This window comes from Clostridium subterminale (assembly GCF_039521425.1).
GTDB classification, from domain to species: Bacteria; Bacillota; Clostridia; order Clostridiales; family Clostridiaceae; genus Clostridium_J; species Clostridium_J subterminale.
Genome location: NZ_BAAACI010000001.1, coordinates 1,049,516 through 1,065,974 on the forward strand (window position 1 = coordinate 1,049,516; position 16,459 = coordinate 1,065,974).

The window sequence follows — 16,459 nt, forward strand, 5'->3', positions numbered from 1 at the left end:
CCTAAAAACTTAAAATTGAAAGTATTTTATTTAAATAACCCGTCATCATTGCAATTCCTATGACTACAAGAATTATTCCAGAAATCCCATTGATTATTTTATAATTTCTTTTTATGAAATCTAAGGTTTCCTTTAACTTCCCTATTAAAATAGCAGACATAATAAATGGGATTCCTAATCCTATACTATAGACAAACAGCATTAAAGCTCCCTTTAAAACATGCTGACTATTAGCAGCAATCATAAGGGCTGAGCCTAAAAATGTACCTACACATGGTGTCCATCCAATTGCAAAAACTACTCCAAATAAAATTGAAGATATAAATTTAAGGGATTTTATTTTCATATCCATCTTAAAGCTTCTCTCTAAAATTGGAATTCTAAATAACCCCATATAGTTTAGACCAAATATAACTATTATTCCTCCACCTATTATATTTAGTAGTGTATAGTAATTTCTAATAAAGCTTCCAAAGGTTCCCGCTAAGGTTCCTAATAAGGTAAATATTATTGTAAAACCAATTACAAATCCTAGAGCATTTATTAAAGCGTTATTTTTCTTTTCATCTTCTAAATTATTATCTCCCGCAAAGTAAGAAATATAAATAGGCAACATTGGTAAAATACATGGAGATATAAAGGTTATAATTCCTTCTAAAAATAATAAAATATATTCCATATCTTACTCCTCTCAAAATTATTTACAATAAATATATCAATATACATCTAACCTTTCAATTGGTCACTTTTTGGTAACCTTCTATTATAATGCATATAAATTTAATAATTAATTCTTATTTGTGTTAAACTTTATAAATTCATTGAAACATATTAAATAAACTTAAATACACTAATATTAAGTAATGAATAGGAGTGTATTTATGAGTGATTTTAAAAGATCTTGTATAGATTTATATCCAGCTCTAACAAATACAGAAAAAGGAAGCTTCTATGGATATATTGATTCTAAAGGAAATTTTATTATATCACCTGATTTTTCTAAAGCAGCAAGCTTCGATGAAAATAAACTAGCTATAGTTTGCAAAGATGATAATTGTGGTGTTATTAACATTAATGGAGAATATGTAATTCCACCTGTATATAATTCTATAGAGCCTTTCGTAGAATCTAGAGCTGTATATGTACAAGAAGATATTATGGGTGTTATAGATGAAAGTGGAAAAATAATTACTAAAAAACCATATGTCTTCGTCTCTAGCTATAGTGATTCTTTAGCCCTTGTTAATATTAAAACTTCCTCCGATGAACATCTCTATGGTTATATAGATAGAGATGGTAATGAAGTAATTCCACCAAATTATTTAGAAGGTAGTGACTTTAAAAATAACTATGCATTAGTTAAATCCCGTGACTGTACCTATCAGGTAATTGATAAAAGTGGAGCTATTCTTACAACCTTTCCTTATAAATTTGTAGGTAATTATAATGAAAATGTATTAACTTTTTCCGAAACCCTAGGAGGGCTTATTGGGTATGTAGATATATACGGTCATGTTCTTATAAAACCTAAATTTACATCTGCTTCCCCTGTAAATGATGGGTACATGGTAGTAAGTACCTCGCCTAATTATATAGGTGGATATGGTGTTGTAACCTTATCTGACCATATTTTATATCCTTTCCTTTATGACCACATAAAATATGTTGGAGAAAATAGATTTGCATTAGGTATTTATCGTGGTACTAATGCTGATATCTTTATGAATAATATATACGCATTAGGTGATAACAAAGGTAATATCCTTACAGATTTCAACTTTTTGGATGTGGAAAAATTTAAAAATGGATTAGCCTCTGCCTATAATCTTGAAAATAGTTTCTTTATAGACCTTAATGGTAGAATAGCTAGAAATCTTCCTATAGTTAAAGGCACCGGTATCTTAGATCTTCAGTGTGACATAGTTTATGCCAATATAGACTATGTTCCGTATTACATGAGTAAGAATGGTGATATAATTTATGAACCTAATAATAGAATTAATTTAAATGATCAATATACTCTACTGAAGCTTAAGTATAAACCTAATGTAAATTATTTAGTATATTATCCTCAAATTCACAAGTCTACCCCATCTATAGTAATAGAAAATATCAATTCAAGATTAAGGGAATTATGCGCTCTTAAGGTAGTTGATAGTAATGAAGTCTTAGACTATAATCTCTATGGAAATTTTGAAACTTTATTCTTTAAAAAAGATTTATATGTTCCAGAAATAAATACCTATTATTATCCCTTTGGTGCTGCTCATGGTATGACAACTAGAAGTACACCAAATATTAACTTAAAAACTGGAGAATTTTATTCCTTATCTGATTTATTTAGTTGTACTACTTATTGGATAAATGAAATAAATAAAATCATAAAGAATATGATAGAAACTGATCCTCAATATTCTTATGTATATGAAGATGGCTTTAAAAGTATTACTATTGATCAAAGCTTTTATGTAGATGAAGATAATCTTTATATATATTTTGCACCTTATGAGATTGCACCTTATGCTGCTGGTTTTGTTACCTTCAAAATTCCTTTTAAATATGTAGATTCTATGCTTTGCAAAGAGGGAAGTTTTTATAACTCATTTAATTAATAATAAATAAGGATGTCTCCAAAGCCTTACACTAAGTTTATCTAAAAAACTTATACTTTGGAGACATACTTTCATATCCTTAAGTTTTAATGTTAAAAGTTTTATTTGTCAGTTTCAGTATATATGAATATAGCATCTCTTAAAAAAGCTGCCATCCCTGGTTGTTTTGCATCATAATATGCAGTAAACCTTTCATCATCTACATACATTTGAGCTAGTCCTGCATGGGCTTCTTTACTATAACTACTCCAGTAATATTCTATCCATTTGCGATGTAATTCTGCTGTTTTTTGAGCTAGTTCTCCAGCTGGATTACCAGTTTTAAAAGCCGCTTCTAAAGTATTTATAATTTCTTCTGCAAGGTTTGTCACTTCCTCATATTCTTTTTCTGACATACCTTTCACTCTTGCATTAGATTTATTTATTTCCTCATCGCCATATTTTTCTCTTATTTCTTTACCGTACTTCTTCTCATTTTCATCTATTAGTTTTTGTTTGAAGCCTTCAAACTTTTCTTTATTACTCATCTTAATTCCTCCTTTTTTATTAGCTATAGTCTTTTCAACATTAGCTATTAACAAATCTATCTGTTTTCTTTTTTCAAGGAGTTTCTGATGATGTTCTATAAGTGCATTAAAACCATCAAAGGAAGATTCATTTATTATATTTTTTATATCCGTTAAATTAACCCCTAATTCCCTATAAAACAATATTTGTTGTAGTCTATCCACTTCTTCTTGCCCATAAATTCTATATCCTGATGAATTAATTCTTGCCGGCTTAAGAATTCCTATTTCATCATAATATCTAAGGGTTCTTGTGCTTATTCCTGCTAACGTACCTAATTTTTGCACTGTATATTCCATATTCTCACTCCTCTCAATATTTAATATACAGCTTTACGCAGCGTGAATGTCAACAGCTTTTATAAAAATTATTTTCCCTTTAAATTTTAATCTATTTATATTATGCCTTTCTTCCATAATGTTCTTATATTTCACTTACTTTATTATAACTTATCTTTTCTTCAACTACCTTGTATATAGTTCCTAATGTTATACCTATTAGTGCAGGTACAACCCACCCTAATCCTTTAGAATAAAGAGGTAACTTGTTAAATAAATTCACAATAAAACTCCATTCTATTCCAACTTGTCCTAATGCATCAATAACACTTACAACTCCTGTAAATAATATTGTTAATCCATATACAAATGTACTTCCATTAAATAACTTATCTAACATTGCAAGGACTATAAGCATTATTGCTATTGGATAAATTGCATTTAATACCGGCACTGATATAGCAAGAATTTTTGTTAATCCCATATTGGCAAGGGTCATACTAGAAATTGATAATATTCTAACCCAAGTTTTATATGATAATTTACTAGTTAATGTAGAAAAGTATTGACTGCAGGAAGTTATAAGTCCAACACAAGTTGTTAGACAAGCCAATGTAAATATCACTGCTAAAAGTACAGCTCCTGGTTTTCCAAATATATAGGTCATGATATTAGTTAAAGTTTGTGCTCCATTTTCAGTAGCTCCAAATCTTCCTCCACTGGTTGCTCCTAAGTGTGCCAGTATAGAATAAATTACTATTAATAATATCCCTGCTATTATACCAGCCTTTACAGAAGCTGAAATAATTATTTTTTCCTCTTTAATCCCTTTAGATTTTATAGCTAAGGCTATAACTATTCCAAAGTTTAAAGCAGCTATAGTATCCATAGTTAAATATCCTTCTAGAAATCCCTTAACAAAAGGCGAATTTATATATTCTTCTGTGGCTATCCCATAGCTACCTAAGGGTTTAAAAATTGTAGCTATGAAGATTAGAGAGATTAATATTAGTAAAGTAGGGGTTAAAATTTTTCCCATACGATCTACTAGTTTCGCAGGTGTTAATGAAATCCAGTAGGCTATTGAAAAGAATACTAGGGTAAAGATAAATAGAGCCCCTGGTTTTGAAACACTCTGTGGTAAGTATGGTGCTATTGCCATTTCAAAGGGTAAACTTCCTGCTCTAGGAATACCTAAACAAGGACCTATAGATAAATAAATAAGTACTGTAAATATACTTGCAAATAAAGGATTAACTCTTTTTGCTAGATTATACAATCCACCTGATTTAGCCACTGCAACTACTCCTAAAACTGGAAATCCTACTGCTGTTATAAAAAATCCTGCCATAGAAATCCAAGTTGCTCCCCCAGCTGATTGTCCTAAAAATGGTGGAAATATTAAATTCCCTGCTCCAAAAAATAATGAGAAAAGCATTAAGCTTATTAATACTAAATCTTTTTTCGATAAGTTGTTCACTCTTGTCTCCCCCTTGTTTATACTATAAATTTTATATTAAGGCATCTTCATTATCCATAATATCTCCTCCTTTTTTATTTAATTAGAATCCTAAGACTCTTTCTGTAGTGATGATATATATTCAAAATATTTTCTATGTCTCTGTTAAACTACATTCATACTTTAGATCTCTAATGCAAACAAAAAACCCGTCCCTTGAAAAACAAGGGACGGGTTAAACCGCGTTACCACCCTAATTTTGTAAGCAAATTTATATAAATAGATTCACTTACAACACTTAGCTACGTATCCAACAATACGCTTTTCTTTTAACGGTGAAAAACTCCGGCAAAACCTACTAAAATATTTCGGCGTCGCTTCTCAGAGATGATTTTCAGTTGTATATTGAACATTGGCTTTCAGCAAGATGCCAACTCTCTTTGGAGCAAAAATACTACTTACTTTTTCTCTTCATAGAATTTATTGAATTTATATGTTATTCATAATATACGCAAATTAAACTTATGTCAATATTTTTTTATACTTTTATAATTTTTTATTTTCTAATGATTCCTAATACATAAGCCTTAAATTCATCAAAACTACATTTTTCTATAGATGCACCCTTATTGATTTTTCCACTTGTAAAATTATATTCTGTATATCCGTAATTAAAGGCCGCTGATGAAACTAAAATACTTGTATCAGTAATTCCATAAGTAATTTTATTATCTAGAACTTCTTTGCAAAACTCTAATATATCCTCACAACCTTGAACTTTGCCTTCTAAAACCATAGTTAAAGTAAAATAGAATAAATTATATCCTCTTATAAGTTCCACCATTTCACCATTTTTTATATAAAATATCTTTCCTGTATTATAAAAATATCTCATGGATTCAAAGGCTATAGTTTTATATTCACTATTTATTTCTAATCTTTCATCTTTAACTTCCATTAAATTTTCTTCAATACTATCCCAACTAGTAGCCTTTGCTACTGAGTTATTTTTTACAACCATTTTAAACTTTTCAAACGAATCTTCTATATTATCATAAGTATTAATAACTGTCTCATTTATACATATACTATATTCACCATTTTCATATAATAAAGCTACTTTACTCTCCATAATACTCTCCTTACTCTATTTAATAATAATTATTATATCATACTTTTTATTGTTTATATATTAGGCATCTGAAAATAAATAATAAGTCAAAGATTGGAAGTATATTTTAAGTTAGACAAGGAAACAGGTTCCGCAGATAGTAGCACTATCTAAGGGTTCTGTTAACGCAGTATAAACAGAGTTCTTTGCTTCAGAGGGGGTTTTTACTCCCACTGAAGGTTACTAACAGACTTCTAAGTATCAGTATTTTTGATACTTAGAAGTCGTTGTCCTTTAGGGGAAATCGTTATCTAGGGTCGTAGCCGCTCTTTACTCCCACTTTTAAGAAGATGGGAGTATTAGAGCGGATAGTCATCAGATAATACAAAATAGACGAGCATTCTGACTTACTTATTTTTTGAAGATGCCTTAATTGTATAAATATTTAGAAGTCGCTACCTGCTAAATATCCTGTAGAAAATGCTATCTGAAGATTATATCCTCCTGTTTCTGCATCTACATCTACTACTTCTCCACCAAAGAAAAGATTCTTTATTATTTTAGATTCCATAGTGGAAGATTTTATTTCCTTTACCTCTACCCCTCCACTAGTTACCATAGCAGCTTTTATAGTCAGTGTTTCTTTAACGGTAAGTTTCATTTCTTTTATATAATCTATAAGCTTTCTTTCGTCCTCTTTCTTTAAATCCCTAGGTTTAGTTTCTGCTAATTCTAGTAAGTTTAATATCTCTTTTATAAAGTTTTGAGGTAGAATCCCCTTTAAATTATTTAATATATCTTTATTAGGATTACTTCTAATTATATCCGACAGCTCTTCTTTAGATTTGCTTTCTAAAAAGTCTAAAGCAATCTCTATCTCACCATTCTCTAATTCCTTATTTATGTATGAAGAGAACTTTAAAACTCCTGGCCCTGATATTCCAAAATGAGTAAATATAATATCACCAAAGATTTCTATCTTTTTCTTTTTTATTTTTGTCTTAAGAACTACTTCCTTCATGGATACCCCTTGTAGGTTTTTTATGAAGTCTTCCTTTATGACTAGTGGAATTAGTGCTGGATATAGTGGTTTTATAGTATGTCCATATTTCCTTAATATACTATATATAGCTCCATCTGATCCTGTAGTTGGATGGCTCTTCCCACCTGTTGTTACTATAATTTTATCACCATATATTCTTTCTTCTTTATTAATGACAACTCCTTTTATGGTGTTATCTTCAACTATAAAATCTTCAACCATAGTATTATATAAAATCTTCACTCCATTTTTTAGGAGATCATTTTTAAGAACTTCTATAACATCATCAGCTTTATCACTTTTTGTATATACCTTCTCATCATATTCAATCTTATACTCTAGGTTATTTTTTGAAAAATAATCTAATAAATCTTCATTAGAAAAAGTATAAAAAGCACTATATAGAAATTTTTTATTATTTACTACTTTATTAAACAGCTCTTCTATAGGTCTATTATTTGTTATATTACATCTTCCCCCTCCTGTAAGCTTTAATTTCTTACCTATCTCATTATTTCTTTCAATTAATAATACCTCATTATTTTTTGCTGCACTAAGGGCTGCCATAATCCCAGCAGGTCCTCCTCCAACAACTATAACCTTTGCCATATACTTCTCTCCTCACTAATCTTCTATTACTCTTATGAACATGTAGCTCTTATAATTTTTATATGTATTAATTTTTTCTCTTAGACCAAGAATTCTATGTACATTTCACTTATATAATACCCTATAACACTTTAATTTAAAACTATAACATAATCTATAAAAACTTAGATTATTCACTACATAAAAAAACCTAGTTCATCTAGATTTCTCTTTAAAAATCAACCTGAAGTGAACTAGGTTATTTATACTATTTTATTTTGCTTATTCCATATGCCTCATTTTAGAGTTTAGCCTATTACATACTCCTTATACTTTTCATAATCTATGTTAGAACACTCAATAGACAACTCTGTACCATCATTGCTATATTTTCTATCTATAACTCTTGCATTATCATTTAAATAAGATAACAAATTCCCTTTGTCATAAGGTATAAACATATTACAATTTATATAATCATTAAATACCTTGCTAGATATAGTCTCTATAAGTTTATCTATCCCTAACTTCTTCTTTGCTGATATATAAACTCCATTTTCTTCAGCTAAATAACCATCTAATAAATCGATCTTATTATAAACATAAATCATAGGAACTGATTCTGCTCCTATTTCTTTTAAAGTTTCATTGGTTACTTTAAGTTGATGTTTATAATCTGGATTAGAGATATCTACAACATGAAGTAATAAGTCTGCTTCACAAACTTCTTCTAAAGTAGAACGAAAGGCCTTTATTAAATCGTGTGGTAGGTTACTTACGAATCCTACTGTATCAGATAATAAGAACTTTTTATTATCCTCTAGCTGTATACTCCTTATAGATGTTTCTAAGGTTGCAAATAACATATCCTTTTCAAAAACCTTCTTTTCTTCACTATCTCTAAATGTATCTATCATACTATTCATAATTGATGATTTTCCTGCATTAGTATATCCTACTAAAGCTATTCTTGGCACACTAGACTTTCTTCTTAAATTACGCTGTGTTTCTCTTTGATGTTTTAACTCTTCAAGCTCTTTATTTAGTGCAGCTATTTTTTCCTCAATCTTCCTACGATCAAGCTCTAATTTTTTCTCTCCAGCACCTTTATTTCTTGTTCCTACACCACCACTTTGACGCCCTAAATTTTCATTAGCACCGATTAGTCTTGGCAATAAATACTGAAGCCTTGCTACCTCTACCTGAAGCTTTGCTTCTCTAGTTTTCGCTCTTTCTGCAAATATATCTAGTATTAATGCCGTTCTGTCCATAACTTCACATTCTATACTCTTTTCTATATTTCTCAATTGAGATGAGGATAATTCATTATTAATAATTACTATGTCAGCTTCTTCTCTATTTACTAAACTTCTTAATTCATCAAGCTTTCCACTTCCAATATAATGTGCCTTGTTAATTTGTTTTGAATTTTGTACAAGTTCTCCTACAACTTCAATATTGCAAGCCATACATAAATTCTTAAGCTCAACTATAGATTCTTCAAATCCACTTTCATTATTTATATTTATCCCTACTACTATTCCTATTTTTTTCATTTCCATAATCTCCTTAATCATACTATTTTTAATTCCTATAGTACGGATTTATGATTATAGAATTTTAACTTTAAAGTTAATATCCTTTAAAGAAATCTCCATGATATATCTTAGGAGCAAATTCTACTATCTAAATTACACTTTAGATAGCCACATCTAAGGCCAAATCATAAAACCGCCTTTTAACCTCTTAGTCTAACACTAAAAATACTACTCTTAATTCTCATTTTTACATCCTCCAAATCTAAAAATTTAATATAATAATAAAAAAATACCTTGGCATAGAAAGTTATCCATTTCTCTGCTCAAGGTATTATAATTACTTAATTAATAACATAATAAATTACATAAATAAAGCCTTAAATAACCTTATCTTTATAAGCAGTATGGATTTTATTAAATTTCTTTAAAACTATAAATAATTTTTTCATTTCATACCGCTCCTTTTCTTTGTAATCATTTACCAATAATATAGCATACATTGCTTAAGTTGTAAACATTATAATGACTTATTAATAAATAAATTATTTTATAAACCTATAAAATATATATTTTAAATTTCTTACATACTATCATTTAAATGAATTATTAATTGCAAATCACTTTCATTTTATGTATAATACATGTTAAATAACATAAACTTACCTAGAGGAGGTAATAAAATGTCAGTATATCAAATAACTTATTATATAGCTGAAACTCATAACCATGAATGTGACCATGATCACGAACATGATGAAAATTGCAACCACGAGCATCATCATCACCATAGTAATCTACCTAGAAAAATTAAATCTTTGGGATCTTGGGCAAATATTATGCCAACTACATTTCTTTTACATACTGAAATGAATTCTAAGGATATAAAGATAGCTTTAGATGAAGTAAAAGAAGATAATGAAATATTCTTCATTTCTCAAGTTACTTTAGACAATGATGGTTCTATGTACCCAGGTGCCCTAGCTTGGATTGAATCTCGTCTTAAATAAACAGATTTCTTAGCTTCTCTGAAGCTTACTAACAGAATTCTAAGTATCAGTATTTTTGATACTTAGAATTCGTTGTCCTTTATGGGAAAGCGTTATCCAGAGACGTAACAGCTCTTAACTCCCACTCTAAAAAAGTTGGAGTATTAGAGCTGGTAGTCATCGGATAAAGAAATTTACTCTAAATTAAGAGGTTCACTAGAATATTAATTTTAGTGAACCTCTTTTAACAGTTACATATTGGGTTTAACTATAGATTTAATTTTTTCAATTACATTTCCATGAACATTTTCATATCATCTTCTACGGTAGTTATTCCACCTATACCAAAGTTTTCAACTAAAACATTAGCTACGTTTGGTGATAGGAATGCTGGAAGTGTTGGTCCTAAGTGAATGTTTTTAACTCCTAAGTGTAGTAGAGATAATAAAACTATTACTGCCTTTTGCTCATACCATGCAATGTTAAATGCTATTGGTAATTCATTTATATCTTCTAACTCAAATACTTCTTTTAATTTTAAAGCAATTAGTGCTAGTGAGTATGAGTCATTACATTGACCTGCATCAAGTACTCTTGGAATTCCTCCAATGTCTCCTAAATCTAACTTGTTATATTTATATTTTGCACAACCTGCAGTTAAGATTACTGTATCTTGTGGTAATGCCTTTGCAAAGTCAGTGTAGTATTCTCTTTTCTTTTGTCTACCATCACAACCTGCCATTACAAAGAATTTCTTTATAGCTCCAGTTTTTACTGCTTCTACAATTTTATCAGCTAAGGCTAATACTTGATTGTGTGCAAAACCTCCAATGATTTCTCCGTGTTCAATTTCTATTGGAGCTTCACAAGTTTTTGCTAATTCTATCAATGCTGAAAAATCTTTATTTCCTTTTTCATCAGCTGCAATATGTGTGCATCCTGTATATCCTGCAGCACCTGTAGTAAACACTCTTGCTTTGTAGCTATCTTTAGGTGGTACTATACAGTTTGTAGTCATAAGAATTGGTCCATTAAAGCTTTCAAATTCTTCTGTTTGCTTCCACCATGCATTTCCATAGTTTCCTATGAAGTGTGAGTACTTTTTAAATGCTGGATAGTAGTGAGCTGGTAACATCTCTGAGTGAGTGTATACATCTACTCCTGTACCCTCTGTTTGAATTAACAATTGCTCTAAGTCTTTTAAGTCGTGTCCAGAAACAAGAATTCCAGGCTTATTACTTACTCCAATATTTACTTTTGTAATTTCTGGGTGTCCATAGCTTTCAGTATTAGCTTTATCAAGTAATGCCATACCATCTACTCCAACTTTACCAGTTTCTAATGTTAATGCTATATATTCATCTACTGTTATCTTATTGTCTGCTGTTGCAGCTAAAGCTTTTTGCATAAATGCACATATAGCTTCATCATCATATCCTAGTGCATTAGCATGTTTAACATATGCAGCTAATCCTTTTAATCCGTAAGTTATCATTTCTCTTAGACTTCTAATATCTTCATTGTCAGTAGCCAATACTCCTACTAAGCCAGCTTTACTATCCATTTCTGCTTCTGCTTCAGCTGTCCATAATGCAGCACTACTTAAACCTTCTTTGTTACTTAATTTTGAAAGTAATTCTTCCTTAAGATTTAAAGTTTCTTTGACCATTTTATAGAATACTGCATCATCAAAGTTTGCATTTGTAATTGTAGTGAAAAGATTCATAGTTACAGCTCTATTTATTATATTAGAAACAGTTACTCCTTCTTCTCTAGCTCTTGTAGCAACTTCTGATAATCCTCTTGTAGTGTATATTAATAAATCCTGAAGTTTTGCAAGATCAGGTGTCTTACCACAAACTCCTCTTACAGTACATCCGCTGCAACCTGCTGCTTCTTGACATTGAAAACAAAACATCTTATTCTCCATATTTAACTCCCCTTTATTTCTTAATAATATTTTTATTTTACTAATTTAATAATTGAATTCATCTGAACTATGGTATTATTGTACATAAAAAAATTATAGGAGTCCGTAACCTATGTTACGAATTCCTATAATAATATATATTTTTTTACAAGATTTTATTAAATATCTAGGATTTCATAATACTTATTGCTTGCATCATGTTTAATTAAACATTTCTTCCTCTAAAGCTTCTATGTCTAATACTTTTATATTGCTTCTATCAAAATCTATATATCCCATATCCCTAAGATTTATAAGCTCTCTTGACAAAGAAGGTCTTGGAATTCCTAAAGCTGCTGCAATACTTTCTTTGTTTTCTTTTAATTTAACTACGTTACCCTTCTGCAATTTCATAGCTTCTAGTATGTAATTTATAACTCTATGTTTTATATTCTTAAAGGATATATTTTTAATTTTAGAATTTAACATTAGCACCTTATTGCTAAGAAGTTCTAAGAAATTTTCAAGTATTCTTTTTTCCCTTGAAAATAGTTCTAGCATGTCTCCTTTATTTATGTATAATATACTACATTGATTTAGTGCTATAACTGTAGCTGGATAGTTACCCTGCTTTGAAAATATTATAGCTTCTCCAAACACATCACCAACAGAAAGCTTGTTTAAAACTATATATTTACCACTAGGATATATCCTTTGGAGCTCAATGTTTCCTTCTAAAATAAGCCCTACAGTACTACACTCTTCTTCCTCATGAGCAATAATTTCTCCTTTATTATATTTATTAATATGGTATTTTGTTTCCTCATAAATATTTTTCAAATTCTCAGAATCAATTCCTTTAAAAAGAAAGTTATTCTGTAATGCATTTAATATATCTTTCATTGTACATCCTCTTCTTTTCTTATATTAACTTATTTTATTCTCTTATATGATTACCTAATTTATTTGACCTTAATACACTTCTGGCTATCCATAAAATTACACCAATAATCCAAGGTATTATAAAGTAATATAGTCTAAATAAAAGTGTTATTGACAAAGCTGAGTTAGGCGAATATCCCATAGCTTTAAGTCCCATTATAGCTACTAAATCAAAGGAACCTACACCTCCTGGTATAAAACTTATAAGTGCAGCAATACAGGCCAATATATTTACTCCTGTAACTGATAAAAAGCTTACATCACCTTTAAAATATTTAGATATGGTAAAAAACATTATACTTCTTACTATCCACTCACAGGTAGATAGAAGTGTTAATCTTATCTTTAAATTTACACTTCCTTCAAAGTATAAATTTAATTTTTCAAGTTTATTGCTTAACCAAGTAAACCTATCTAAAAAATAATATATAGGCAAAAAGGCACAGAATATTAATATCACTATCCAGAGCCACTTTTGACTATGTAACAGTGGATATATTTTAAATACATTTAATACTCCTAAATAGCACATTACAGATAATCCTACTATAGTGGTTGGTATTAGTATCATGTTAAAATTTATCATGTCCTTAGTATCAATATTTTCATCTTTAAATAAAACTGTTCTAAGTGTAGCTCCTGTAAGCCCACCAAAACCTATTATGTCATTAAAGCTATGAGCAATCCAGGCAACTACAAATACCTTAAACTTATTTATATTATATTTATAATGATCGGCTAGTACTACATCATAAAAGCACAAAAATGATATAGATATAATTGCAGATATTAAAAATATTACAAGATATGTATTAGGTATATTTCTTAATATATCTAGAACCTGATTTATATCTATCTCCTTAAATATACTTCTAGCCTCATAAATTACAAAAAACATAATTATTATAGGAACTAAAATCTTTCCTCCACTTTTCACTTTGCTTTTTCCTTGACCACCACTCACATTACGTCCCCCTAATCCAATTTGAAAGCTAAATAAAATATTTATACATATTTTATTTAGCTTATATCTTCAACATATTACCATTCTACTACTTATATGCATTAAAATCTATATTTTAGATTATATGGTATACTTTTATTGATTTATTTCGGCTCCTTGAAGGAGAGACTTTAAATCTCTCCAACCTTTGTGTTACTCGAGGATTTTTCTAAGTATTGTATGATACTCATTTAAAACCACATCGAGTTTTTGGCTTGCGATAATTACTTCTGGATCTAGTAAATTAGTTTTTTCACTAATTAACTTTTGTAAATTTTGTCTCATTTCACAAACCTTTTTATCCATTTTATCAATTTTTTCCATATCGCCCCTCCTTTCGCTATAATTATAGCAATAAGAGGGTTTCTTCTTTATAAAAAATAATTAATTTTAACACTTATTTAAAATTAATTATTTTATACTATTGTAATTAATAAAATAAATAAAGCAAATCTACTTATTAATAAAGTAAATTTGCTTCTCTTAATATATAATTATTTCACTATGTTAATCTTCTAATGTGTTGTAAAGATATCCTTCACCTTTTTCTATGGAATTTTCTATAGATTCCTTGTTCCTCTTTGTGTTAGCTTCACTTTTTAATTCATTATCACTAACTATATTTCTTACTTCATTTCCAAGGTCTCTTTCTATAGTCCCTGGATTATTTTGTAATAGAGAATGATGTTCATTTTTTAAAGTCATAATTTTACCTCCTAAAATGTAATTTATATTATTATCTTCAATAAGTAAGATTCATATACCCATTTATATAATCCAAAAATTCAAATATTATCTATTCTTTGAAAGTAATTTTCAATATAAAAATTAAAAGGATTTAGCTTTAATAGCTAAATCCTTTTATTAATATGGTAGCCTGTAGGGGGATCGAACCCCTGTTTCCACCGTGAGAGGGTGGCGTCTTGACCACTTGACCAACAAGCCTTATTAACAGTTAAGTTATCTGTTCTCTTTACCTGTTAATAATATCATATTATCTAATTAAATTCCATATTATGAATTATTTTATTATACAATAGATTTATTAATATCTATTGGGATTTGTGATTGAATGACTTTCTTAAAATTCATAGGTTTTTTATACTGATGCAATTTCCTTATCTATCTCAATATTAGCATCAACATCTTTAGGCTTAATATGAAGTTCCCTTTCCTCTAGCTGTTCCTTAGCAATGGCAAGCATAAGTTTAATTCTATTTTCTTGATTTACTCTAGTAGCACCAGGGTCATAATCTATAGGCACAATATTTACATCATGGTGATTATTTTTTATTTTTCTTACCATTCCCTTACCTACTATGTGGTTTGGCAGGCATCCAAAAGGTTGAGTGCAAATAATGTTTTTATATCCTAAATTATTTAACTCTAACATTTCTGCTGTAAGAAGCCACCCTTCTCCCATATTATTACCATATCCAACTACACCCTTTGCTAACTTTTTAGTCTCTTTAAAGGATGATGGTGGTATAAAATCTGAATTTTCCTTTACTGAAGATATAAGTAAACTCTCAATTTTCATTAGGTAATTCATAAATTTTTGAACAATGAACTTAACTACCTTACTTCCACCATAAAGATTTATATTGTCTATTCTTTCGTCCGTACAATAAAATACAAATCCAAGAATTCCTGGTATCATAACTTCACAATTCTGTGTAGCTAAAAATGCTTCCAAATCATTATTTCCTAAACTTGCATATTTAATATATATCTCTCCTACTATACCAACTTTTACTTTAGGAGTTTTTTCTATTTTTATATTTGCAAAATCTTTTGTTATATTATCCATATTAGCCTTAATTTTTCTTATGGAAAAAGCCTTATTATTTTTAAATTGCAAAGTTAATTCTTCAATCCATCTTTTTACTACTTTTTCACCTTCACCTTTATTTATTTCATAAGGTCTAACTTGATTGCCTAAATGCATTAAAAGATCTCCATAAATAATTCCTGATAACATTTTATGAACCATAGGCAATGTAATTTTAAAGCCACTATCTTTTTCCATTCCAGCTAAATTAAAAGAAATAACAGGAACCTGTCCATACCCAGCCTTTTTTAAAGCTTTTCTAAGTAAGTATATATAGTTGGATGCTCTACATCCTCCACCAGTTTGAGTGATAATTAAAGCTGTTTTATTAATATTATACTTTCCACTATTTAAAGCATCTATCATTTGACCTATAACAAGTAAAGCTGGATAGCAAGTGTCATTATGAACATATTTTAGTCCTGTTTGTACTACAGATTCACCTTTATTAGTTAAAAGTTCTATGTGATATTTACTATTTACAAATACATTTTTTAAAATTTCAAAATGTATAGGTGCCATCATGGGCATTAATATAGTATAATCTTTACTCATCTCTTTAGTAAAGGTTACTTTATTTTCCTTATCCATTA

At 29.1% G+C, this 16,459-nt stretch carries 14 protein-coding genes, 1 tRNA gene and 1 other annotated feature; of the genes, 2 read left to right on the top strand and 13 right to left on the bottom strand.

What is annotated here, in order from left to right:
- Position 1: 1 nt before the first annotated feature.
- The gene (locus ABDZ93_RS05365) at positions 2-679 is read right to left on the bottom strand and encodes a cytochrome c biogenesis CcdA family protein (RefSeq protein WP_343824324.1); all 678 of its coding nucleotides are present in this window, start codon (positions 677-679) and stop codon (positions 2-4) included.
- A 202-nt stretch (positions 680-881) separates the two neighbouring features.
- Here ABDZ93_RS05365 and ABDZ93_RS05370 point away from each other — a divergent pair, with 202 nt between their 5' ends.
- Complete coding sequence (locus tag ABDZ93_RS05370; RefSeq protein WP_343824326.1) at positions 882-2,612, top strand: WG repeat-containing protein; 1,731 nt, start codon at positions 882-884, stop codon at positions 2,610-2,612.
- Positions 2,613-2,713: 101 nt separating this feature from the next.
- Here the strand turns inward: ABDZ93_RS05370 and ABDZ93_RS05375 are convergent, their stop codons facing one another.
- The 5 genes from ABDZ93_RS05375 to hflX form a co-directional block, all read right to left on the bottom strand.
- Complete coding sequence (locus ABDZ93_RS05375; RefSeq protein ID WP_343824327.1) at positions 2,714-3,478, bottom strand: MerR family transcriptional regulator; 765 nt, start codon at positions 3,476-3,478, stop codon at positions 2,714-2,716.
- Positions 3,479-3,602: 124 nt separating this feature from the next.
- The gene (brnQ, locus tag ABDZ93_RS05380) at positions 3,603-4,937 is read right to left on the bottom strand and encodes a branched-chain amino acid transport system II carrier protein (RefSeq protein WP_343824329.1); all 1,335 of its coding nucleotides are present in this window, start codon (positions 4,935-4,937) and stop codon (positions 3,603-3,605) included.
- 202 nt (positions 4,938-5,139) lie between these two features.
- Positions 5,140-5,400, bottom strand: a binding site (T-box leader).
- Positions 5,401-5,472: 72 nt separating this feature from the next.
- The gene (locus ABDZ93_RS05385; protein ID WP_343824331.1) at positions 5,473-6,048 is read right to left on the bottom strand and encodes a hypothetical protein; all 576 of its coding nucleotides are present in this window, start codon (positions 6,046-6,048) and stop codon (positions 5,473-5,475) included.
- Positions 6,049-6,472: 424 nt separating this feature from the next.
- On the bottom strand, positions 6,473-7,678 hold the full coding sequence (locus tag ABDZ93_RS05390) for a BaiN/RdsA family NAD(P)/FAD-dependent oxidoreductase (protein ID WP_343824333.1): 1,206 nt from the start codon (positions 7,676-7,678) through the stop codon (positions 6,473-6,475).
- A gap of 287 nt (positions 7,679-7,965) precedes the next feature.
- Entirely contained in the window at positions 7,966-9,213 is a 1,248-nt protein-coding gene (gene hflX, locus ABDZ93_RS05395; protein WP_343824335.1) for a GTPase HflX, read from the bottom strand.
- A gap of 662 nt (positions 9,214-9,875) precedes the next feature.
- Here hflX and ABDZ93_RS05400 point away from each other — a divergent pair.
- Positions 9,876-10,202 (top strand): hypothetical protein, encoded by a 327-nt coding sequence (locus ABDZ93_RS05400; protein ID WP_343824336.1) that lies wholly within the window; start codon positions 9,876-9,878, stop codon positions 10,200-10,202.
- A gap of 268 nt (positions 10,203-10,470) precedes the next feature.
- Here the strand turns inward: ABDZ93_RS05400 and hcp are convergent, their stop codons facing one another.
- From hcp to ABDZ93_RS05435, 7 genes are all read right to left on the bottom strand, one after another.
- A complete protein-coding gene (gene hcp, locus ABDZ93_RS05405; protein ID WP_343824338.1) occupies positions 10,471-12,111 on the bottom strand; it encodes a hydroxylamine reductase in 1,641 nt (546 codons plus the stop codon).
- 201 nt (positions 12,112-12,312) lie between these two features.
- Positions 12,313-12,993, bottom strand: coding sequence for a Crp/Fnr family transcriptional regulator (locus ABDZ93_RS05410; RefSeq protein WP_343824340.1), 681 nt, complete (start codon positions 12,991-12,993; stop codon positions 12,313-12,315).
- Between the two features lie 34 nt (positions 12,994-13,027).
- On the bottom strand, positions 13,028-13,996 hold the full coding sequence (locus tag ABDZ93_RS05415) for a lysylphosphatidylglycerol synthase domain-containing protein (protein WP_343824342.1): 969 nt from the start codon (positions 13,994-13,996) through the stop codon (positions 13,028-13,030).
- Positions 13,997-14,188: 192 nt separating this feature from the next.
- On the bottom strand, positions 14,189-14,359 hold the full coding sequence (locus ABDZ93_RS05420) for an aspartyl-phosphate phosphatase Spo0E family protein (protein ID WP_343824344.1): 171 nt from the start codon (positions 14,357-14,359) through the stop codon (positions 14,189-14,191).
- Positions 14,360-14,542: 183 nt separating this feature from the next.
- Entirely contained in the window at positions 14,543-14,740 is a 198-nt protein-coding gene (locus tag ABDZ93_RS05425; protein ID WP_343824347.1) for a hypothetical protein, read from the bottom strand.
- Positions 14,741-14,905: 165 nt separating this feature from the next.
- A tRNA-Glu gene (locus ABDZ93_RS05430) sits at positions 14,906-14,980 on the bottom strand.
- A gap of 154 nt (positions 14,981-15,134) precedes the next feature.
- Positions 15,135-16,457 carry a 2-hydroxyglutaryl-CoA dehydratase gene (locus ABDZ93_RS05435; protein WP_343824348.1) on the bottom strand — a complete coding sequence of 441 codons (1,323 nt, stop codon included), beginning with the start codon at positions 16,455-16,457 and terminating at the stop codon, positions 15,135-15,137.
- Between the last annotated feature and the right edge of the window lie 2 nt (positions 16,458-16,459).